The sequence below is a fragment of the Bradyrhizobium lupini genome, assembly GCF_040939785.1.
Classification (GTDB): Bacteria; Pseudomonadota; Alphaproteobacteria; order Rhizobiales; family Xanthobacteraceae; genus Bradyrhizobium; species Bradyrhizobium canariense_D.
On sequence record NZ_CP162553.1, the window covers coordinates 1,743,606 to 1,764,785 of the forward strand.

21 protein-coding genes and 1 pseudogene are annotated in these 21,180 nt (G+C 64.1%); 9 read left to right on the forward strand and 13 right to left on the reverse strand.

Features of this window, described 5'->3' with window-relative positions; translation table 11 throughout:
- Positions 1-174 precede the first annotated feature (174 nt).
- Together AB3L03_RS08495 and AB3L03_RS08500 are read right to left on the reverse strand one after the other, a co-directional pair.
- Positions 175-1,140, reverse strand: a complete 966-nt coding sequence (locus AB3L03_RS08495; RefSeq protein ID WP_018456238.1) for a DnaJ C-terminal domain-containing protein — start codon at positions 1,138-1,140, stop codon at positions 175-177.
- A gap of 109 nt (positions 1,141-1,249) precedes the next feature.
- Positions 1,250-1,657, reverse strand: coding sequence for an RT0821/Lpp0805 family surface protein (locus tag AB3L03_RS08500; protein WP_018456237.1), 408 nt, complete (start codon positions 1,655-1,657; stop codon positions 1,250-1,252).
- 113 nt (positions 1,658-1,770) lie between these two features.
- Here AB3L03_RS08500 and pdxH point away from each other — a divergent pair, with 113 nt between their 5' ends.
- Positions 1,771-2,412 (forward strand): pyridoxamine 5'-phosphate oxidase, encoded by a 642-nt coding sequence (pdxH, locus tag AB3L03_RS08505; RefSeq protein WP_018456236.1) that lies wholly within the window; start codon positions 1,771-1,773, stop codon positions 2,410-2,412.
- Positions 2,413-2,509: 97 nt separating this feature from the next.
- A complete protein-coding gene (locus AB3L03_RS08510; RefSeq protein WP_026233115.1) occupies positions 2,510-3,262 on the forward strand; it encodes an SDR family NAD(P)-dependent oxidoreductase in 753 nt (250 codons plus the stop codon).
- A gap of 206 nt (positions 3,263-3,468) precedes the next feature.
- Here the strand turns inward: AB3L03_RS08510 and AB3L03_RS08515 are convergent, their stop codons facing one another.
- Both AB3L03_RS08515 and AB3L03_RS08520 read right to left on the reverse strand, forming a co-directional pair.
- A complete protein-coding gene (locus tag AB3L03_RS08515; RefSeq protein ID WP_026233114.1) occupies positions 3,469-3,687 on the reverse strand; it encodes a hypothetical protein in 219 nt (72 codons plus the stop codon).
- Positions 3,688-3,873: 186 nt separating this feature from the next.
- On the reverse strand, positions 3,874-4,851 hold the full coding sequence (locus AB3L03_RS08520) for a magnesium transporter CorA family protein (protein WP_018456234.1): 978 nt from the start codon (positions 4,849-4,851) through the stop codon (positions 3,874-3,876).
- Positions 4,852-5,187: 336 nt separating this feature from the next.
- On the opposite strand from AB3L03_RS08520, the gene AB3L03_RS08525 reads away from it, so the two are divergent.
- On the forward strand, positions 5,188-5,874 hold the full coding sequence (locus AB3L03_RS08525; protein WP_018456233.1) for a L,D-transpeptidase: 687 nt from the start codon (positions 5,188-5,190) through the stop codon (positions 5,872-5,874).
- Positions 5,875-5,911: 37 nt separating this feature from the next.
- Here the strand turns inward: AB3L03_RS08525 and AB3L03_RS08530 are convergent.
- A pseudogene (locus AB3L03_RS08530) lies at positions 5,912-7,032 on the reverse strand (extensin family protein).
- Between the two features lie 65 nt (positions 7,033-7,097).
- On the opposite strand from AB3L03_RS08530, the gene AB3L03_RS08535 reads away from it, so the two are divergent.
- Together AB3L03_RS08535 and AB3L03_RS08540 are read left to right on the forward strand one after the other, a co-directional pair.
- Positions 7,098-8,726: a fatty-acid--CoA ligase gene (locus tag AB3L03_RS08535; RefSeq protein ID WP_085352551.1), complete on the forward strand. Its 1,629-nt coding sequence runs from the start codon at positions 7,098-7,100 to the stop codon at positions 8,724-8,726.
- 242 nt (positions 8,727-8,968) lie between these two features.
- A complete protein-coding gene (locus AB3L03_RS08540) occupies positions 8,969-9,823 on the forward strand; it encodes a DUF1499 domain-containing protein (RefSeq protein WP_085352553.1) in 855 nt (284 codons plus the stop codon).
- A gap of 7 nt (positions 9,824-9,830) precedes the next feature.
- Here the strand turns inward: AB3L03_RS08540 and AB3L03_RS08545 are convergent, their stop codons facing one another.
- The 4 genes from AB3L03_RS08545 to AB3L03_RS08560 all read right to left on the reverse strand — a co-directional run bounded on the left by AB3L03_RS08545 (position 9,831) and on the right by AB3L03_RS08560 (position 15,236).
- Positions 9,831-10,754 (reverse strand): MBL fold metallo-hydrolase, encoded by a 924-nt coding sequence (locus AB3L03_RS08545; protein ID WP_204513888.1) that lies wholly within the window; start codon positions 10,752-10,754, stop codon positions 9,831-9,833.
- A gap of 149 nt (positions 10,755-10,903) precedes the next feature.
- Positions 10,904-12,118, reverse strand: a complete 1,215-nt coding sequence (locus AB3L03_RS08550) for an acyl-CoA dehydrogenase (RefSeq protein ID WP_007594720.1) — start codon at positions 12,116-12,118, stop codon at positions 10,904-10,906.
- A gap of 160 nt (positions 12,119-12,278) precedes the next feature.
- Positions 12,279-13,355, reverse strand: coding sequence for a 3,4-dihydroxy-2-butanone-4-phosphate synthase (gene ribB, locus AB3L03_RS08555; protein ID WP_018456228.1), 1,077 nt, complete (start codon positions 13,353-13,355; stop codon positions 12,279-12,281).
- Between the two features lie 153 nt (positions 13,356-13,508).
- Positions 13,509-15,236, reverse strand: coding sequence for a cation:proton antiporter (locus AB3L03_RS08560; RefSeq protein ID WP_085352555.1), 1,728 nt, complete (start codon positions 15,234-15,236; stop codon positions 13,509-13,511).
- Between the two features lie 67 nt (positions 15,237-15,303).
- Between AB3L03_RS08560 and AB3L03_RS08565 the strand changes: the two genes are divergently transcribed.
- Positions 15,304-15,831, forward strand: a complete 528-nt coding sequence (locus AB3L03_RS08565) for a DUF3124 domain-containing protein (RefSeq protein ID WP_204513887.1) — start codon at positions 15,304-15,306, stop codon at positions 15,829-15,831.
- Between the two features lie 91 nt (positions 15,832-15,922).
- Positions 15,923-17,155: a PLP-dependent aminotransferase family protein gene (locus AB3L03_RS08570; RefSeq protein WP_018456225.1), complete on the forward strand. Its 1,233-nt coding sequence runs from the start codon at positions 15,923-15,925 to the stop codon at positions 17,153-17,155.
- A gap of 4 nt (positions 17,156-17,159) precedes the next feature.
- Here AB3L03_RS08570 and AB3L03_RS08575 read toward each other — a convergent pair whose 3' ends face one another.
- The gene (locus AB3L03_RS08575; protein WP_018456224.1) at positions 17,160-17,432 is read right to left on the reverse strand and encodes a helix-turn-helix domain-containing protein; all 273 of its coding nucleotides are present in this window, start codon (positions 17,430-17,432) and stop codon (positions 17,160-17,162) included.
- 157 nt (positions 17,433-17,589) lie between these two features.
- On the opposite strand from AB3L03_RS08575, the gene AB3L03_RS08580 reads away from it, so the two are divergent.
- Together AB3L03_RS08580 and AB3L03_RS08585 are read left to right on the forward strand one after the other, a co-directional pair.
- Positions 17,590-18,042 (forward strand): hypothetical protein, encoded by a 453-nt coding sequence (locus AB3L03_RS08580; protein ID WP_368508430.1) that lies wholly within the window; start codon positions 17,590-17,592, stop codon positions 18,040-18,042.
- Between the two features lie 96 nt (positions 18,043-18,138).
- Positions 18,139-18,366, forward strand: coding sequence for a hypothetical protein (locus tag AB3L03_RS08585; RefSeq protein ID WP_026233110.1), 228 nt, complete (start codon positions 18,139-18,141; stop codon positions 18,364-18,366).
- 235 nt (positions 18,367-18,601) lie between these two features.
- Here AB3L03_RS08585 and AB3L03_RS08590 read toward each other — a convergent pair whose 3' ends face one another.
- The 3 genes from AB3L03_RS08590 to AB3L03_RS08600 all read right to left on the reverse strand — a co-directional run bounded on the left by AB3L03_RS08590 (position 18,602) and on the right by AB3L03_RS08600 (position 21,176).
- On the reverse strand, positions 18,602-19,420 hold the full coding sequence (locus AB3L03_RS08590) for an aldo/keto reductase (RefSeq protein WP_085352693.1): 819 nt from the start codon (positions 19,418-19,420) through the stop codon (positions 18,602-18,604).
- Between the two features lie 227 nt (positions 19,421-19,647).
- Positions 19,648-20,067, reverse strand: a complete 420-nt coding sequence (locus AB3L03_RS08595) for a hypothetical protein (RefSeq protein ID WP_026233109.1) — start codon at positions 20,065-20,067, stop codon at positions 19,648-19,650.
- A 107-nt stretch (positions 20,068-20,174) separates the two neighbouring features.
- Positions 20,175-21,176, reverse strand: coding sequence for a nitronate monooxygenase family protein (locus tag AB3L03_RS08600; RefSeq protein WP_018456217.1), 1,002 nt, complete (start codon positions 21,174-21,176; stop codon positions 20,175-20,177).
- Positions 21,177-21,180: the final 4 nt, after the last annotated feature.

Below are 21,180 nucleotides of genomic sequence, written 5' to 3' on the forward strand. Positions count from 1 at the left end.
GCGCTGGTCCCCCTCTCGAGGCCGCACCTTTTTATCGGCTGCCCCGCCGGACAGCCGACACGTCGAGCACGTGAGCCAAGAAGGGCTACCACGCCTCGGGCATATGATGAGCATCATCTCGATGCACGACGCTCTCAGTCTTTAGGAGAACCCCTCACACTTTCCGGATCACACTTAGCCAAGCCCGCTACGTGGATTGTAGGGGCGCTGCTCCCGCCACTTTTCCATCAATGCTTCAAGCTCGGCGTCGTTCCCGTCCGGTAGCATAATCCTGACGGTGACGAAGAGATCCCCGGTTCCACCAGTTTTTGGCAATCCTTTGCCCTTGAGGCGGAAGGTCCGGCCGCTGGAGGTGTTTTGCGGAACCGAAAGCTCTACGGCATTGCCGAGGGTGGGCACGCGGACCTTGCCGCCAAGCACCGCCTCGTAGAGCGTGACCGGCAGGTCGATCCTGAGATCGGCGCCCTCGATCTTGAAGAACGGATGCTGCGCGATGCCGATCGTGATCAGGAGATCGCCCGGCGGGTGGCCCTGAGCGCTCTCGCCCTGCCCCCGCAACCGGATCTGCTGGCCTTCGGTCACGCCGGCCGGAATCTTGACGTTGAGCTCCTTGCCGTTCGGCAGCCGGACGCGCTTCTCGCCGCCCTTCACCGCCTCCTCCAGCGAGACGGTCATGGCGACATTGACGTCGAGATCGAGCCCGATCCCGCCGGTGTCGAATTCGAACTGGGCACCGCCGCCGGCCCCTGGGCGCGGACGCGGCCCTCCTCCGAACATGCTGTTGAGGATGTCCTCGAACGCGCCGCCGCCCGGACCAGGGCCCGCGCCGCCACCGCGGAACGTATAGCTCTCGAACCCGCCGGGACCCGCGCGCCCGCGCGGCCCACCGCCGCCGCCCGGAAAACCCTGGAAGCGCGGCTTGCCGTCGGCGTCGATCTCGCCGCGGTCGAATTGCTTGCGCTTGTCCTCGTCGCCGAGGATCTCATTGGCCGTATTGAGCTCAGCGAAGCGCTCGGCCGCCTTCGGGTCGTTCTTGTTGCTGTCGGGATGGTGCTTCTTGGCAAGCTTGCGATAGGCGCTCTTGATCGCGGCAGCGTTGGCGCTCCGCGGCACCCCCAAGACCTCATAGGGGTCGCGCATCCGTCACGTCTCCTTCAAGAAATCGAATTGTTCAAAGGGCTCCCCGCCCCAACTGAGCCTCATGTGGGGGGCGAGTGGTATTTTTGCAACTAGCCTGGTGAAGCGATTCCTAGCTCCGCCACGGCTTTAGCGTATGAATCTCCCAACTGCCACGGCTGCTTTGGCAGCCCGCGCCCTGGAGCCAGCTTTCGGTGCTGCCATTGACGTAGCTCGCCAGGAAGTCGCGGCACTTGCGGCCGTCCTCGGCGGCATAGGATTGCGCGATCGGCGTGACCGAACCGCGCGCCCCGGTTTCCGGATTCTCCCAATGCTGGCTGGAATCCTTATCGTTCTTGCTGAGCACGTCGGAGGCGGCGTTGCGGGCAAAGGCGAGATCGGTCTCTGTCGGTGCCGCCACCCTGGCCGGCATTGCGATCGAGCCGGTAAGGTCGCTGTCATCGGCCTTGGCGTAGGCACTCTTGTCGTTGCGGGAAAAGCTGCAACCGCCGGTGCCGAGTCCGATCAGAATGATCGTCATGACGAAGCCGGACGGCCGGATCGCCGATAGGCCAACGCGTCCCCATACCCTATATAGGGCGGTAGCAGACAACAACGCGTTTTGGACCGCAGGACGCAACTCGGACCCCAGACATGACCGACACGACCTCGATGAAACACCAGACACCCTTAACATCCGGTGATTTCACCGCCGCCGACGAGCCGTTTGCGCTGTTCGAGGCCTGGCTGAACGAAGCCATCAAGAGCGAGCCGAACGATCCGAACGCCATGGCGCTCGCGACCGTCGATCCCGACGGCCTGCCGGACGTGCGCATGGTGCTGATGAAGGGCTTCGATACCGATGGTTTCGTCTTCTACAGCCACATCGCCAGCCAGAAGGGCCGCGAACTCGCCGCAAATCCTAAGGCGGCGTTACTTTTTCACTGGAAGTCGCTGCGCCGTCAGGTCCGCATCCGCGGCAACGTGACGCCGGTGACCGAGGCCGAAGCCGACGCCTATTTCGCCACCCGTCCCAAGCAGGCGCAGATCGGCGCCTGGGCGAGCAAGCAGTCGCAGGAGCTCGAGAGCCGCTTCGCTTTCGAGCAGGCGATCGCCAAGGTCGCCGCCAAGCACATGATCGGCAAGGTGCCGCGTCCGCCGGGCTGGAGCGGCTGGCGTATAACACCGTCGCGTATCGAGTTCTGGCACGACCGCCCGTTCCGCCTGCACGACCGCATTGAATTTCGCCGTGACGCGGCCGGCCAGAAATGGTCCAAGACGCGAATGTATCCCTAGAACTTTGTTCGAGAATGATCCCTTCGGAAAACCGCTGCACAGTTTGCGCTAACGCGGCCCTCCGGGTCCGGATCATGCTCCAGCCTGAAAGATGTCCATGCCGCAGTCGTCCAATGCGCCGCGCCGTACGCTGCTCCTGACCGGGGCGAGCCGCGGCATCGGCCATGCCACCGTGATCCGTTTCTCCTCGGCCGGCTGGCGCGTGATCACCTGCTCGCGGCATCCGTTCCCGGAGGATTGTCCCTGGGACGCGGGCCCTGAGGACCATATCCAGGTCGACCTCGCCACCCCCGCAGATACCACGCGCGCGATCTCCGACATCCGCGACCGTCTCGAAGGCGGCATGCTGCATGCGCTGGTCAACAACGCCGCGATCTCGCCGAAGGGGGCCGGCGGCTCCAGGCTCGGCTCGATCGACACCGACCTCGACACCTGGACGCACGTGTTCAATGTCAACTTCTTCGCGCCGATCATGATGGCGCGCGGGCTGATCGAGGAATTGAAGGCGGCCAAGGGCTCTGTCGTGAACGTCACCTCGATCGCGGGCTCGCGCGTGCATCCCTTCGCGGGCGCGGCCTACGCCACCTCGAAGGCCGCGCTGGCGTCCCTGACGCGCGAAATGGCCTCCGACTTCGGCCGCGTCGGCGTGCGCGTCAACGCGATCGCGCCGGGCGAGATCGACACCTCGATCCTGTCGCCGGGCACCGAGAAGATCGTCGACCAGCAGATCCCGATGCACCGGCTCGGCACACCGGACGAGGTCGCCAAGATCATCTACGTGCTGTGCACGGACACCAGTTCTTACGTCAACGGCGCCGAGATCCACATCAACGGCGGCCAGCACGTGTAGGCTACCGCGTCATTGCAAGCGCAAGCGAAGCAATCCAGACTGCCTCGGTGAGGACAGTCTGGATTGCCTCGTCGCTTCAGTGCAAAATTGCTTCGCAATTTTGTCGCGAGCTCCTCGCAATGATGATGCTGGAAATTACGCCGGAGAAGCAAGGCGATCCAGACAACGCCGCCGCAAGACCTGGATCGCCCTTAGCTTTCCGTTCCTCAATCGAGTCGAATCCGACGTGACCTCTCGCGTGGCTGCGGAGCGGCCGTGCTGATTGCAGTCGAGCAATCGTCGTCGTTCTCGCCGTCGAGCAGCGGAGCACCACAGTGCCGGCACATGCGCGCCGACATCGACGACGCCTTGCCGCTCGTCGCGACGTGGCGATAGCTCGCCAGATCGATGACGTTGGGGGGCGTCGTTATGTGTTTTTCAACCATGGCTGTTCCTCGCGGCTTACCTGCTCCTTATCGCAGACAAGTTTCGCGCAAACGTTCAGCCCACCGCTCAAATTTTACCGGAGGAATTGGGGCGGCGAGCACACATCGCCGTGCGGCCGCAATCCCGCTCTATTCTGCGACACCAGACACTGTGTCTCTGCGTCCGGCGTAAGGTCTCGGTCACTATTACAGCCACTTCTTCCACTTGAATATCCAGTACGGAACGATCGCCGCAATCAGCATCAGCACCAGCGCGAACGGATAACCGTGCACCCATTCGAGTTCCGGCATCGACTTGAAGTTCATGCCGTAGATCGAGGCGATTAGCGTCGGCGGCATCAGGACAACCGCCATGACCGAAAACAGCTTGATGATGTTGTTCTGCTCGAGATTGACGACGCCGAGCATGGCGTCGAGCACAAAGGTGATCTTGCTGGAGAGATAGGAGGCATGATCGGTCAGCGAGACGACGTCACGCTGCATGGTCTTGAGCTGCTCGCGCATGTCCTTCGACCATTTCACGCCCTCCACCACCGCGGAAAGGAAGGCGACGACGCGGCCGATCGAGACCAGGCTCTCGCGGACCTTGGAGGTCAGATCGCCCTTGCGGCCGATCGAGATCAGGATTTGCGAATATTGCTTGGCGTGACCGTGGCGCTCGCTCTCCGGCTCGAAAATGTCATGGGAGACCTGATCGATCTCGGCGCCGCAGCGCTCCAGGATGTCGGCGCAGCGGTCGATCACGGCATCGAGCAGCTCCATCAGCACCATCTCGCCGGTGATGGCCGGTGTGCAGGAACGGGCCAGCTTGGCCTCGACCAGCGCAAAGGGCTTGGGCTGGTCATAGCGCACCGTTACCAGGCGGTGGTCGCCCAGAATGAACGTGACCGCCGTGGTCCTCGGCATATCGGTATCGGATTGGCACATCAGCGTCGCGGTCATGTAGCGCGCGCCGTTCTCCATATAGAGGCGGCTCGAGATCTCGATCTCCTGCATGTCCTCCCGGGTCGGGATTGCGATCCCCGAGAGCTTCTCGACGGCTTTGTCCTCGGCCGCGGTGGGGTTGACCAGGTCGATCCAGACCGCATGCTCCGGGACTGCTGCGAGATCCTCGATGACGGCCTTCTTGAGGGAGGACTCGAAGGGAACGAACACAGAAAACATGCACAACTCCAGCAGGGGCCTGCGACAGACTGACAGCGCTTAGCGCGATTCTGACAAGTTGATGATGACAAGCACATTAACGGAGCGTTTGCATTTGTGGCGACGCCATGGCCCAGCTGTGGCACGGAATCGACACTTACGACCGTTTTGCCCAAAAACCGGCGCTGGCCCGCAAAACTTGCGGCAGAAAAGCCACAGGTAAGGTCTTGCAGCGCGGGAGAAGCGTCGTGAGGCTGGAATTGTGGCAGATTTCAACGATAATGGGGCCAACGGAATCGTGGAATTGGGCTTACTCAAGCTCCACGAAAGCTTGTTGTTGTCGATTGGAACCAAATCATGTCGTCGCTGAAAGTTACGCTGGGTATTTTGGCCGCTGGCCTGATGCTGTCGGGCTGCATGCAGGCCACGCATTTTGAAGCGACCGACACCAAGGCCTTCAAGCCGAAGGACAAGGAACTCCTTGCCAAGGTTCGGTACGAGAACACCCCGGTCGCAGAGCCGTTCCGCCGCGCCATCGTTGAGTACCACCGCAAGGAATCGCCGGGCTCGATTGTGGTCGATTCCGACAACCATTACCTCTACTACGTTCTGGATGGCGGCAAGGCGATCCGCTACGGCATCACCGTCGGTGAAGAAGCCATGGCTTGGTCGGGCATCGCCAAGGTGGGCAGCAAGACCGAGTGGCCGGCCTGGCACCCCACCCCCGGCGAAATTTCGCGCCTGGGCGTGCCCACCTTCGTCGCCCCCGGTCCGGACAATCCAATGGGCTCCCGCGCGATGTATCTCTACTCCGGCGGCAAGGACACATTGTTCCGCATTCACGGCACCAACCAGCCGGAATATATCGGCGCGTCGATCTCGTCGGGCTGCATCCGCCTGACCAACGAGGACGCGATCGACCTCTATGATCGCGTCAAGGTCGGCACCCTCGTTGTGGTGCTCGAGCCCAAGCATGGCGACTCGCCCTACAATTCACGGCTTGCGCTCGGCGGCAGCCAAACTGGCCAGGCGGGCAGCTACTGATCAGGTACCTGATCTCTGACATTCAAAAGCGCCGGTCTCACCGGCGCTTTTTTGTTGCCGGCTTGTGCGGCCGGGCTTTTGGCCGTCGGCCGCCGGCTTGTCCGGGGAGGCAGCCGACTTCTCCGACGCCTCGTCGTCAATTCCTTGCTTCGTCTCGGGCTTGGCCTCGGGCTTCGCTTCGGGTTTGGCCGCGACCTCACGCGGCGGCGCCTCCTCGGGCCGTTCCGCCGGCAGCAGCGGGGCAACCTGCGGCAGCGGATCCCAGACGTTCCACTGGCAGATCCGGTAGTCGTTGCGCCGCTGCGCGAGATCGAGATGGATATGGTCCTCGTGGTACCAATCCGAGCCGGGGCCGAGCACGGTCGAAAAGCGCGAGCAGACCGAATGCAGCACGCGCTCGCGCACCTCGCGCGGCATGGTGCGGTCGGTCAGGCCGATCGACTGCCCGTTAGCGAGCTTGATGGCGCGCACATCGATCGCATTGGCCTTGCCGTGCTCGGACAGCATGGCGCCGACGACGCGGTTGCGGCCACGACACTCGAAGCTGTCGAAATTGTCGAGATCGCTGATGGTCGAGCCGAGGCTCGCGGCCAGCGGCACCACGTCCTTGCGCACCCAATCGGCGATTGCGGATGCCATGGTGCAGCGGAGGATCGCCGCCGGCTTGACCGCCACCTTGCGCTTGTCCGGCAGCACGATGGCCTCGAGCCGCACCAGATCCTCGCCGCCACAGGCGCCGGGGCCGCGGATATCCGGGATCGAAGGCGCGATCGCGATCTCCTCGGTCAGCGCGAGGCGGCACGCCGAGGCCTGCTTCTCGGGCGGCGGCGCGGCTTCGGCGGGCTGGGCGGCGCCAGGTTTGTCCGCGGAAGGCTTGTCTTCGGTCTCCGCAGGAGCCTCGTCCGATGCCTTGGCCGACCCCTTGGGGGCCTCCTCGGGGCGAGGTCTTGGGAGCGGGATCCTGCCAGAGATATTGGCAGAATGAACCGTGGCGCGCGGCCGTGGTGCCGCAATACCAAAGATGTCCAGCGGGGACCCATATTTGCGCGCCTCTGCCCGATCCGCGAGCCCGAGCGCGACGGTAACCATTGCCGCGCCGACGGACATATAGCCGCGATAAGACCATTTGCGGCGAAAGGCGGGCAGGCTAAAACTCATGACAATTCTTTGGCCCAACGCTGAGAGCGACAATCCGCCCAGCGGCTTCTCGGAGGAACGACGGAATGCTTGGTTTGATGCAAGACTGGCCCCTGCTCTGCCACAGGATCATCGAACACGCCGCCAAGATTCATGGCAAGCAGGAGGTCGTGACGCGCTCGGTCGAGGGACCGATCCATCGCACCACCTATGCCGATATCCACAAGCGCGCGCTCAAGGTCTCGCAGATGCTGGAGCGCGACGGCATCAAGCTCGGCGACCGTGTCGCAACGATCGCCTGGAACACCTGGCGCCATCTTGAGGTCTGGTACGGCATCATGGGGATCGGCGCCATCTGCCATACCGTCAATCCCCGCCTTTTCCCCGAGCAGATCGCCTGGATCATCAACCATGCGCAGGACCGCATCGTGATGACCGATATCACGTTCATTCCGGTCCTGGAGAAGATCGCCGACAAGCTGACAAGCGTGGAACGCTATGTCGTGCTCACCGACAAGGCGCACATGCCGCAGACGACGCTGAAGAACGTGGTCGCCTACGAGGACTGGATTGCGGAGGCCGACGGCAAGTTTAAATGGAAGGACTTTGACGAGAACACGGCGGCCGCGATGTGCTACACATCGGGCACCACCGGCGATCCCAAAGGCGTGCTGTATTCGCATCGCTCCAACGTGCTGCACGCGCTGATGGCCAACAATGTCGACGCGCTCGGTACCAGCGCCTCCGAAACCATGCTTCCCGTGGTGCCGCTCTTCCACGCCAACAGCTGGGGCATCGCCTTCTCCGCGCCGTCGCAGGGCACCAAGCTCGTCATGCCCGGCGCCAAGCTCGACGGCGCCTCGGTCTATGAGCTGCTCTCGACCGAGAGGGTGACGCATACCGCCGGCGTGCCCACGGTGTGGCTGATGCTGCTCCAGCACATGACCGCGAACAATCTGAAGCTGCCGGACCTGAAGATGGTGATCTGCGGCGGCTCGGCGATGCCGCGTTCGATGATCAAGGCCTTCCTCGACATGGGCTCGAACGTCCGTCACGCCTGGGGCATGACCGAGATGAGCCCGATCGGCAGCGTCGCGGCGCTGAAGCCGCCGTTCCAGAATGCGACCGGCGAGGCGCGGCTCGACGTGCTCCAGATGCAGGGCTACGCGCCGTTCGCCGTCGAGATGAAGATCACCGACGATGCCGGCAAGGAACTGCCGTGGGACGGCACGACCTTCGGCCGCCTCAAGGTCGCCGGCCCGGCCGTCGCCAAGGCCTATTACCGGGTCGACGCCAACATTCTCGACGAGGACGGCTTCTTCGACACCGGCGACGTCGCGACCATCGACGAAGCCGGCTACATGCGGATCACCGACCGCTCCAAGGACGTGATCAAGTCCGGCGGCGAGTGGATTTCCTCGATCGAGCTGGAGAACCTCGCAGTCGGCCATCCCGCGGTGGCGGAAGCCGCCGTGATCGGCGTGTTCCATCCCAAATGGGACGAGCGTCCGCTGCTGATCGTGCAGCTGAAGCAGGGCCAGCAGGCCAGCCGCGAGGACATCCTGAAGTTCATGGATGGCAAGATCGCCAAATGGTGGATGCCCGACGACGTTGCCTTCGTCGACGGTATCCCCCACACGGCGACGGGCAAGATCCTGAAGACCGCGCTGCGCGATCAGTTTAGGGAATACCGCTTCCCGAACGCGGCGGCGTAGGCCATCTCGGACGTCGTGCCCGGGCTTCGTCCCGCCTGCGGGGCCAAAGCCCCTTCGGCGCGGCGACGGCCCGGACATCCGCGTCCTCATGGCAAAAAGACGTGAATGGCCGGTCAAGCCCGGCCATGACGATGCAGCCTTCTGCGGAACTCTTGAATTTGCCCGCGGGCCGTGGTCTCAACGGCCCATCGTCGTGCCAGATCGGCCGGCACCGTCCCCAAGATCCCGGCAGAGCTGACCCGATGGCCCGCAGGTTTTCCGCTCCCTACCAGTCGGAGCCCGTCTCCAGCCTCGCGAGCTGGGCGCGCAATCTGGCCGTGTTCGCCGTGGTGGCGGTGGTGGTCTCGATCATCATCGTCCGGTTCGGCTTCCTGGAGATGAAGCCGGCGCTCGCGACCTTCTTCGGCGGGCTCGGGATTGCCGCGCTCTCGATCCTGTTCGGGCTCGCCGGCTTCGCCGCGATCTGGCAGAACGGCTCGCGCGGCATGGCGCGCATCCTGCTTGCGTTCCTGATCGACGGCGCGATCCTCGCCTATCCCGCTTATCTCGGCCTGCAATACCGCAAGCTGCCGGCGATCCACGACATCACCACCGACCCGATCGACCCGCCGCGCTTCGACGCCCTGGCCCGCCTGCGCACCGGCGATGGTGCCAATACCGCTGTGTATGCCGGCCTCTATTCGGCCGAGCAGCAGCGTCAATTCTATCCCGATATCGAGCCGATCGAGCTCGAGATTTCAGTCGACCGCGCCTATGCGATCGCGCTTCAGCTGGTCAACAAGCGCAAATGGTTGATCATCGACGAGCGCGCGCCGCAGCCCCCGCGCCGCATCGGCCGCATCGAGGCGGTGGCGCGCTCACCGATCATGGGTTTCCGCGAGGACATCGCCATCCGGGTCGTGCCCGACGGCGAGGATTCCCGCGTCGATATCCGCTCCGCCTCGCGCTATTTCGAGAGCGACCTCGGCAGCAACGCCGCACGCGTGAAGAAATTCATCGACGATCTCAACACCGCCGCCGATGCCGACGCACTCAAGCCGGTGAAGAAGACGCCGGTGGCGCCGCCGAAGGCGCCGGCGAAGACGGTGAAGAAGTGACGGTAGGCTAAGCGTTCGCCATCCGATAGGTCCCGCCGATCACGGGATCGCCGTCCGTCGCCACCACGCCGCGGGCGACCAGGTCTTCCAGATGCGCCAGCACGGAGTAGCCCGCCGCCGTGGTGAGCCTCGGATCGATGCCGATATAGATCGCCCGGACCATGGTCGGGATGTCGGTCTCGCCCTTGGCAAGGCGGTGCAGGATGGAGGCCTCGCGCGCCTTGCGGTGACGGATCAGGAAGCGCACGAAGCGCGGACCGTCCGGAATTTCGGGGCCGTGACCGGAGAAATACACATCCTCCTCGCGCGCGGCGAGACGATCCAGCGATTCCATGTAGTCGATCATCGACCCGTCGGGCGGGGCCACGATCGAGGTCGACCACCCCATCACGTGATCGCCGACGAAGTTGAATTTTCGCTCGGACCAGGCAAAAGCGAGGTGATTGGCGGTATGGCCGGGTGTCGCCACGGCCTCGAGCCGCCAGCCATCTCCTTCGACCACGTCGCCATGGCCGATCCTGATATCGGGCGCGAAGTCGCGGTCGGCGCCGGATTCCGGGTTGTGCTTCTCGCTCTCGAAGCGCGGGCGCGAGGCGCGGTGCGGGCCTTCGGCGTAAACTGGCGCGCCGGTCGACCGCTTGATCCGCGCGGTGTTCGGCGAATGGTCGCGGTGGGTGTGGGTGACGAAGATATGGCTCACCGTCTCGCCGCTGACGGCATCGAGCAGCGCCGCCGCATGCGCCTCGTCGTCCGGACCGGGATCGATGATCGCGACGTTGCCCCGGCCCACGATGTAGCTGACCGTGCCGGTGAAAGTGAACGGACTCGGATTGTTACAGAGCACGCGCCGCACGCCGGGGCGGACTTCCTCGACGATGCCGGGCTTCAGCGGAAAGTCGCGGTTGAACGGGACGTCGTCGTTGTCGGACATGGCTTGCTCGTACCTTGCTGACTTCGTCATGCCCGGCCTCGTGCCGGGCATCCACGTTCTTCGCGTGGTCTAAGACGTGGATGGCCGGGACAAGCCCGGCCATGACGCGATTGGAGAGTTCAGTCGCATCCCACACTGGGGCGGTTTGCTCAGAAAAACGCCTGAATGCCCGTGATCGCGCGGCCCAGGATCAGGGCGTGGACGTCGTGGGTGCCCTCGTAGGTGTTGACGGTCTCGAGGTTATGGACGTGGCGCATCACGTGATACTCGATCGAGATGCCGTTGCCGCCGTGCATGTCGCGCGCGACGCGGGCGATGTCGAGCGCCTTGCCGCAATTGTTGCGCTTCATGATCGAGATCATCTCGGGAGCGAACTTGCCCTCGTCCATCAGGCGACCGACGCGCAGCGAGCCCTGAAGGCCCAGCGCGATCTCGGTCTGCATGTCCGCGAGCTTCTTCTGCACGAGCTGGGTCGCGGCGAGCGGCTTGCCGAACTGCTTGCGGTCGAGCGTATACTGGCGGGCGCGGTGCATGCAGTCCTCGGCCGCGCCGAGCACGCCCCAGGAAATGCCGTAGCGGGCGCGGTTGAGGCAGCCGAACGGGCCTTTCAGGCCGGAGACGTTGGGCAGCAGCGCGTCTTCCGGAACCACGACACCGTCCATCACGACCTCGCCGGTGATGGAGGCGCGAAGCGACAGCTTGCCGCCGATCTTCGGTGCCGACAGGCCCTTCATGCCCTTCTCCAGCACGAAGCCGCGGATCTGGTTGTCGTGCGCGGCCGACTTGGCCCAGACCACGAACACGTCGGCGATCGGCGCGTTCGAGATCCACATCTTGCTGCCGGTCAGGCGATAGCCGTCCGACACCTTCTCGGCGCGCGTTTTCATGCCGGCCGGATCGGAGCCGGCATCAGGCTCGGTCAGCCCGAAGCAGCCGACCCACTCGCCGCTGGCGAGCTTCGGCAGGTACTTCTTGCGCTGGTTCTCGTCGCCATAGGCGTAGATCGGATACATCACCAGCGAGGACTGCACCGAGTTCATCGAGCGGTAGCCGGAATCGACCCGCTCGATCTCGCGCGCGACCAGACCATAGGCGACATAGCCTGCATTGGCACAGCCATATTCCTCCGGCAACGTGATGCCGATCAGGCCGAGTTCGCCCATCTCGTTGAAGATCTCGCGATCCGTCTTCTCTTCGAGATAGGCCTTGGCGACGCGCGGCAGCAGCTTGTCCTGGGCGTAGGCGCGCGCGGTGTCGCGCACCATGCGCTCGTCTTCGGTGAGCTGCTCGTCGAGCAGGAACGGATCGTCCCACTGGAAAGAAGCCGAAGCCGGCTTGTCCTTGGCCTGAGGGCGCGCGGTCATGAAACGTCCTTTCGTCTGGTTCCGTCAAAATTTGCCCGACAAAGTAAAGCGCCGCGGCAACAAGTGCAATTGCGTTGCAGATGTACGGGTCTGCGTGATTCCCGGGGACCCGCGAGGCGCGCCTCGGGGGATGCGCTTCGCGCACCCCTGGATGACAGCGCTAGCTTTCGAGTAGCTCGTTGGCGACGATCTCGATGCCGAAGCCCGAAAGGCCCTTGTAGTCGTGCACCGAGGAGGTGAGATGCCGGATCGAGGTGACGCCGAGATCGCGCAGGATCTGTGCACCGACGCCGACTTCGCGCCACTGGCGGTTGCGGTCGGCCTCGGTCGCGCTCTCATCGGGCAGCGGCGCCACAGGGACACCGGCCGCACCGTCGCGCAGATAGACCAGAACGCCACGGCCCGATTTCTTGAAGTGCTCGAGCACCGCCGCCATGCGCTTGTGGCCGGTGAAGATGTCCTTGACGATGTTCGGCTTGTGAAAGCGTGTCAGGACGTTCTTGCCGTCGCCGACGCCGTTGTAGACGAAGGCGACATGGGCGATGGAATCGAACGGCGAGCGGTAGGCATAGCCCTGCAGCGGCCCGATCGGGCTCTCGGTGACGAAGGTCGAGACCCGCTCGATCAGTTTCTCGCGCACCTGGCGGTAGGCGATCATGTCGGCGATGGTGACGTGCTTGAGCTTGTGCTGGGCGGCGAAGCGGGCGACCTGCTCGCCCTTCATCACGCTGCCGTCGTCGTTCATCAACTCGCTGATGACGCCGACCGGCGGCAGGCCGGAGAGCTTGCACAGGTCGACCGCGGCCTCGGTATGGCCGGAGCGCAGCAGCACGCCGCCGTCCTTGGCGATCAGCGGGAAGATGTGACCGGGACGGGCGAAGTCGTTGGCGCCGGCATTGGGATTGGACAGCGCGCGGCAGCACGAGGCGCGCTCCTCGGCCGAGATGCCGGTGCCGCCGTCGGGCTTGTAGTCGATCGAGACCGTGAATGCGGTGGTGTGCGCTGAGTCGTTGTGGGCCACCATCGGATCGAGCCGCAGGCGGCGCGCATCTTCGCTGGTGATCGGGGCGCAAACGATGCCGGAGGTGTGGCGGATGATGAACGCCATCTTCTCGGCGGTGCAGAACGAGGCGGCGACGATCAGATCGCCCTCGCCCTCGCGGTCTTCGTCGTCGGTGACGACCACGAGCTCACCCCGGGCAAAGGCCTGCAAGACTTCCTGGACGTTATCCGGCATTTCCCAATCTCTATCGGTTATGGCCCGGAGGCTTAGCCGGACTTGAGCCGGGGCGCTAGTGTCCCCGGCGCAACCGCATATGCCGGACCGCAGCCCTGCCCGACGGGCGGCTCGCGTCGGGCCTAAGCCCGGTGAGAAGCCGGCCGGGAGCGGTCAGGGCAGCACTTCGCGCCGCTCGCCGAGCCGCTGATCGAGCTCGGCCCGCTTGTCGGCCAACAGGCCGGCCTGGGCGGCCTCGATCACCGTGAACAGCTCATGGGCGTCGCTGAGCCGGGTCACGGTGACATAGCTGGCGCCAGCCGCGTAGAGTTCGTCTACATCCGACAACAGATCGGCCGTGGCAATGATCATGGCGGTCGGGTTGAGGGTGCGGACGTGGCGGACCAGCTTCTCGTTGCTGGCACCCTTCAGAAGCGCATCCGGGACGCTGAGGATGATCATCTCGGATTTGCCGACGCCGGCATGGAGCAGCGTGTCGGCGCTGCTGATATCGCCATAGATCACGTGCAGGCCGCGCGACAGCAGCGTCTGGTACACATTGGGATTGAAGTCGATCACGGTGATCTGCTCGAGCAGCACCGGTGCCTGCCGCTCGATCTCGGCCAGCAGCGCGCTCGCCGCACGGAAAAAGCCGAGGATGACGATGCGGCGCGCCTCGCCATGGCCCTCGTGTCCTTCCTCGCCGTGGCCATTGCCGTGGTCGAGATCGCGCAGGCCGATCCGCTTCAGGGGACCGATCGCCCAGCGGGTGATCTCGTCGCTGCGGGTCATCACGAAGGTCGAGAGCACCGCCAGTACCACGAAGGCGAAGGAGGCCGCGTTCGCCGTCTGGGCTGCGATGTGGTGGTCGGCAACGCCGGTCTGGATCACCACCAGCGAGAACTCGGAGATCTGCGCGAGATTCAGGGCCGGCAACAGGCTGGCGCGCAGGCCCTGCTTCATCAGATAGAGCGGGACGAAGGTGGTCACGAGGCGGCTCACCACCGTGAACGCCGCGATCATCAGGGCAAGTCCGATCACGGAGAGGCCGGGCACGGGAATGGTCATGCCGAGCGCGACGAAGAACAGCGTGATGAAGAAATCGCGAAGCGTGGTGACCTTGGCCGTGACATCGAGCGCATAGGGAAAGGTCGAGAGCGAGACGCCGGCGATCAGGGCGCCCATCTCGCGCGACAGCGACAGCCGCTCGGCGGTCTCGGCGACCAGGAAGCACCAGGCGAGCGCGCCGAGCAGGATCAACTCGGGGCGGCGGGCGATCTGGTGAAACAGGCGCGGCAGCACGTAGCGGCTCACCAGCAGTGCCGCGGCGACCAGCACTGCGACCCGCCCGATCGAGAGCAGGATCACGCTGATTTCCAGATTGGCAAGGCTCGGCTGCACCGCCAGAAACAGGATGGCGAAGATGTCCTGGAGCACCAGCACGCCGAGGGTGATGCGGCCGGGCAGCGTGTCGAGCTCGCGCTTCTCGTAGAGCACCTTGACGATGATGACGGTGCTCGACAGCGCGCAGGCGACACAGAGGTAAACCGCATCGAACTGTCCGCCCCCGAGCGACAGGCCGATGCCGACGAAGAACAGCACCCCGAGCAGGCAGCCGCCGAGGAGCTGGCCGCCCGCCGCGAACAGGATGACCTTTCCGGCCCGCACGATCTTCTTCAGGTCGATCTCCAGGCCGATCATGAACAGCATGAAGATCAGGCCAAGCTCGGAGATGACGCTGATCGATTCCTGCGACTTGACCCAGCCGGCGCCAAATGGACCAATGCAGAAGCCGGCGATAAGATAGGCAAGGATCAGCGGTTGCCTGGAGAAGTGGGCAAGCAGGCCCAGCATCCAGGCAAACAGGATACAGAGAGTGATGTCGCGAATGAGCTCGTGCATGCCAGATTGGTCCGTTTTGCCGCACCCTAGTGATCGAGTGCGGTGCGGCAAGCAAGCAATTCGTCACATGCGGATGGGGCTCGCCACTGCACTGCTGCTATGCCCCCTCGCCTGCTCCGTGCCCGCAGCCGCTCAATCCAAGGTCAATATCGAACAAAACTTTGCAGATTCCCTCACCGCGCTGCCGAAAGAAGAACTCGCCGTCGCCGGCGGGTTCTACGTGCCCGCCTATTCCAGTGTCGCGATGAGCCAGGGCAAGCTGCGCGTCGACTTCTCGGTGACCTTGAGCGTGCACAACGCCTCCGAGACCCAGCCGCTGGTCGTCAAACGCATCGCCTATTTCGACACCGCAGGCAAGCAGGTCGAGAGCTATCTGAAGGCGCCCGTCGCGTTGAAGCCCCTCGCCACCGTCTCGATCTTCATTCCGACCGACGACGTACGCGGCGGGACCGGAGCCAATTTCCTGGTCGATTGGGCCGCAGCAAGCGAGATCGCCGAGCCTGCTGTCGAGGCCTTGATGGTTGGCGGCGTCGCCAATGCGCATTACGCTTTCATCAGCCAAGGCCGTCCGACCCGGACGGCCGGCAAGAACTAAGGCCGTCTGTCCGCCGGATGCGGGCAAAAGAAATAGGCATGGCCGACGCAACGCCGGCCGGCTCAAAAAGAAAACAACGAGGAACGCTCCCATGACGTCCAGCTTCGATTTTGCGCCCCTGTTTCCCGCAGGGCTGCCGGCCCCCTCTGCGCGCTGGACGGGCCTCGCCAAATACAGTTTTGTCGGCGGCAACAACGACTCCGAGCAGGTGCCGCTCGATGATCTGATCGAGGCGGCCAATCTGGCTCTGCAACGCGAAGGCCGCTCGCTCGCCACTTACGGGCTGGCACATGGTCCCCAGGGCTATCTGCCCTTGCGCGAATTCCTGGTGGCAAAACTCAAGCGCGATGCCGGCATCAACTGCACGGTCGACGATCTCCTGATCGTGTCCGGCTCGCTGCAGGCGCTCGACCTCGTCAACGCCACGCTGCTGACGCGCGGCGACACCGTGATCTTCGAGCAGGATAGCTATCAGGGCTCGCTGACCCGCCTGGCACGGCTCGGAGTCAACGTGATTGGCATTCCCCTCGACAACGACGGCATGCGCATGGACGTGCTGGCCACGACGCTGGCCGACCTCAAGGGCCGCGGCATCCGTCCGAAATACATCTACACCATTCCGACCGTGCAGAACCCGACCGGCAGCATCATGCCGGAGGGCCGCCGCACCGAGCTGTTGCGGCTGTCGGCAGACTACGGCGTGCCTGTTTTCGAGGACGATTGCTATGCCGATCTGGTCTGGTCGGGACAGCGGCCGCCGGCGATCCATGCGATGAGCCCGAACGGCGGCGTGATCCATATCGGCTCGTTCTCCAAGTCGATCGCGCCGGCGCTGCGCGTGGGCTTCATCGTCGCGCCCTGGGATGTGATGTCGCGGATGCTGGCGCTGAAGACGGACGCCGGCTCAGGCGCGCTGGAGCAGATGGTGCTCGCTGCCTATTGCAAGCCGCATTTTTCGACCCACGTGCCGGCACTGACGAAGGCGCTACGGACCAAGCTTGATACGCTGATGGAGGCCGTCAACGAGCAGTTCGGGACGGCCGCCGAGTTCGAGGAGCCCAAGGGCGGGATCTTCCTGTGGGTGAAGCTGCCCGATCAGGTGGATACGCTGAAGCTGTATCAGGCCGCGCTTGCCGCCGGCGTATCGATCAATCCGGGGCCGGAATGGTCGACTGACAAAAACCACTCCAGATCGCGACTGCGGCTGTGCTTTGCGAGCCCCTCGCATCAGCAGATCCGCGAGGGCGTGGCCGTGCTGGCCGAGGTCTGCCGCAAGGAGTTCGGCGTGCCGGCCCGCAGTGCCAATGTGGAGAATCGAGCTTGAGCCTTCAGACGATCTGGGGCTGGCTGCCGTGGATCGCGGAGGCCAGCCGCAGCAGCAGCACAATCGAGACGTTGCCCTTTCCGGCCTCGATCTGGGCGATGTAGCGCTCGGATATCCCGGAGCGGCGGGCGAGCTCCCGCCGCGACAGGACGCAGCGCATGCGCGAGGACTTCAAGCGGTCGCCCAGCTCGGCCAGAAACGCGCTCTCGGAATAAGGCGGCACGGCGCAGCTCCCCGGCAGCACCTCGCCTGCGAAATCCCTGACTTGATTCAGCATCGGTTTATCCAATTTCCCTTCGGGAGCGCCATCCTACCGGGGAAACGGGCTGCCTCATTGACGCGGATCAAATTCGCGCGCGAATGGCGGTCAGCGTGGACGATGGCGCGCGGGATGCTACACTTCGGAATTCTTTGCAGGTGGGGCCTTTCAGGACATGAGACGTTGTTTGTGCCGCTCTATCGCGGCAGCAGTGCTGTGGGTTGCGTTCACGCCCGCGGCCGGTGCCGAGTCGCTTGCGGCGACCGTCGAGCAATGGGGCCTGCTCGGCTCATGGGCGGTCGATTGCGCGGCCCGGCCCGACCGCGATAAGGGAGCGCTCTTGACTTACGAGATCCGGAAGGACGGAAGGGTGATGTACCGGCGCAATTTCGGCGAGGCCAAGGACGAAAACGAAGTGGTATCGGCGATGGTCAGCGCCGACGGCCTACTCAATGTGATGGTGTACTTCCCCTTGCTGCAGCAGACCCGCGAGTTCGGCCTCCTACTCTCGAAGCAAGGCAGCTTGCGCGCAATCTACAATCGCAGTGAGCGCGGCGAGTACACGATCAGGGACCGCAAATACGTCGCGACCGGCGCGCCAACACCTTCACAACAGCGCTGCGATTAACCCACCTGAACAGGCGTTCAGAAATCTCCTGCGATTCCTCCGGAACGTTCCCGCGAATGCGCCGTTTAGATTTGCATTCCATTGGAGGAGGACATCATGAAGAAGATTGGTTATGTGCTTGCCGCTGTCGGCGCGCTCGCGGTTGCAATGCCGACGCTCGCCAGCGCGGAGACGGTAGTGATCAAGCGCGGTGGTCATCATCACGGCATGTATGGCGCCCGCGCCGAATACGGCATGCATCGCGATCACGGCTGGCATCGCGGCTGGCGCCATCGCGACCGCGTCGTCGTGATCAAGCGTGGTCACCGTCATCATTGGGACTAATGCGCAACGCAATATGGAAATGGCCCTTCACGGGGCCATTTTCTTTGCGTGCCTTCTTCCTTCTCCCCTTGTGGGAGAAGGTGGCGCGAAGCGCCGGATGAGGGGTATCCCTCGGCGAATTCAAACTGACAAATGTGCGCGCGGAGAGAGACCCCTCACCCGTCTCGCCGCTGCGCGGCGAGCCACCCTCTCCCACAAGGGGAGAGGGTCCGGCGGTGCGGCCCAGCGTCGACTCTCAGTCCCATGCCGGCGCGAAGCCGGGATTGACGCAGCGCCTGTCCTTCGGCAGCGCGGCGATCTTGTTGCGGTCGGCATCGTCGAGCGTGATCTTCAGCGCGTCGAGATTGGCCTGCTGGCTCTCTCGGCGCGAGGCTTTCGGGATCGCGGCGACACCGTCCTGGTCCAGCAGCCGTTTTAGCGCGACCTGCGCCGCAGTTGCATTATGCTTGGCGCCGATCTCGGCCAGCACCGCATCTGACGCGATGCGTCCCTGCGCCAGCGGGCAATAGGCGACCAGCGGGATCGACTTGGCGTTGAGATAGGCCAGCACCTTCGATTGATCGAGCATGGCGTGGTATTCGATCTGATTGCATGCGATCGGCGCTTTGATGTCCTCGACCGCGATCTTCAGCAGCGCCGTGGTGAAATTGGCGACGCCGATCGCCCGCGTCCGCCCCTCCTGCTTCAGCGTCATCAAGGTCTCGAACACAGCACCCCAGTTCGCCGCCTTGGACGGCCAGTGCACGAGATAGAGGTCGACATGATCGAGCCCGAGCTTGGTCAGGCTGGCGTCGAAAGAGCGACGGATGGCGTCGGGGCTGAGGTTCTCGTGCCAGACTTTCGTCGTGACGTGCAGCTCGCCCCGCGGCAGCCGGGCCGCGGCGAGCGCCGCGCCGATCGGTTCTTCATTGCCGTACATCTCGGCGGTATCGATATGGCGATAGCCGATCGACAGTGCGCTCTCGACCGCCGCGCGGCAGGTATCGCCCTGCATGCGGAAGGTCCCGAGGCCGAGCTTGGGCATGCTGATGCCCTGTGTCTTGAGATTATCCATGAACAAGTTCCTGACATCGTTCGGCCCGCCGGAGGCCAGCAGCGATGCTGCGTGAGCAGACTCTTCGGGGATGGAAAAGAGGTGGCGGGAGCGGACAGCATAGTGCGGCAGACGCACGGCGGCCAATCAAGATCGGGTTAGGTGCTTCCTCACCGTCCCCCGGCTTACGGTTTCTTGACCGCGGGCCTACGGTTTTGCAACGTGCCGGATGACGGCTCGGAGCTGACCTAGTGCTTCCAGTTGCAGATGCCGCCGCTGCGGCACGGCCAGGTCTGGATCCGGGTGTCCATCGCCTGCGCGTCGAGCGGATTGCCGTGGCGATGCGCGAGCTTGGTGCGTGCCGCGCCGCGTGGCTGCGCGGGCTTGACGTGCGCGACCTTCGGCTCCGACACGCGCACGCGTTCGGCGGCGACCTTCTTCGGCACGTCGACCGGCTCGGCGCGCGCCTGCGCCTCGTTGCCACCGCGCGCCTCCAGCGCGACAGGCGCGAACCGGGTTTCGGGCCCGAGCCGCTTGGGCGACAACACCGCCTTCGAAAGATCGAGGCCGAGATAGTCGTCGGGCTTGTAGTCGTCAGCGCGCGCGACGCCGCCCCATGCGAGCACGAGGGCAACGGCCATTGCAAAAGGAGCGCTCTTCAGAATCACGGACGCCTCCTGAAATTGATTGTTAAGAGGTAATTTACCTCTATTTAGGAGGCGTCGCGCGCAATTCCAGCGGTCAGCTGCCGCCGTGGTTAAGAAGTTTGGCGGTGTCAGGCGACCTTTCGCGGTGCACCCGTCTCTTCAAGAAACCCCATTAGACGGGTACGGATGATGGTTTCCGCCTCAGCCATGATCCTGTCGACGAGTTCCTTGCAGGTGGGGATGTCGTGGATGAGGCCTGCGACCATTCCGCAGCTCCAGGCGCCGGCGTCCATCTGCCCGTCCAGCATGATCCTGGGATAGACGCCCGCGACCTGGTCGTGGATGTCGTCGATCTTCAGCTTGTCGCCCTTCTCGCGTTCAATCTCGAGCAGGCGGTCGACATTGGCGTTCTTCAGCACGCGCTCGGTGTTGCGCAGGCTCCGCATGATGAGGCGGGTGTCGCGTTCGGTCGCCGCGACCAGCGCGTTCTTGACGTTCTGATGCACCGGGGCTTCCTTGGTCGCGATGAAGCGCGTGCCCATGTTCATGCCGGCCGCCCCCAGCGACAGCGCCGCGACGAGGCTGCGGCCGTCCGCCATGCCGCCGGATGCGACGAACGGAATCTTCAATTCCTCCGCCGCGCGCGGCAGCAGAATCATGTTGGGAATGTCGTCCTCGCCGGGATGGCCGCCGCACTCAAAGCCGTCGACGCTGACCGCGTCGCATCCGATGCGCTCGGCTTTCAAGGAGTGGCGCACCGAGGTGCATTTGTGGATGACCGTGATCCCGGCGGCCTTCAGCGCCGGCATGTAGGCTTCCGGGCTGCGGCCGGCGGTCTCCACGGACTTGATGCCGCCTTCGACGATGGCGGCGATGTATTCCGGATAAGGCGGCGCGGCGAAGGTCGGCAGGAAAGTGAGGTTCACGCCGAACGGCTTGTCGGTCATATCGCGGCAGCGTGCGATCTCTTTTGCCAGCAGCTCCGGCGTCTTCTGCGTGAGACCGGTGATGATGCCGAGTCCGCCGGCATTGGAGACGGCAGCCGCCAGCTCGGCAAAGCCGACGAAATGCATGCCGCCCTGGATGATGGGGTGCTCGATGCCGAACAGTTCGGTGATCGCGGTCTTCACTTAA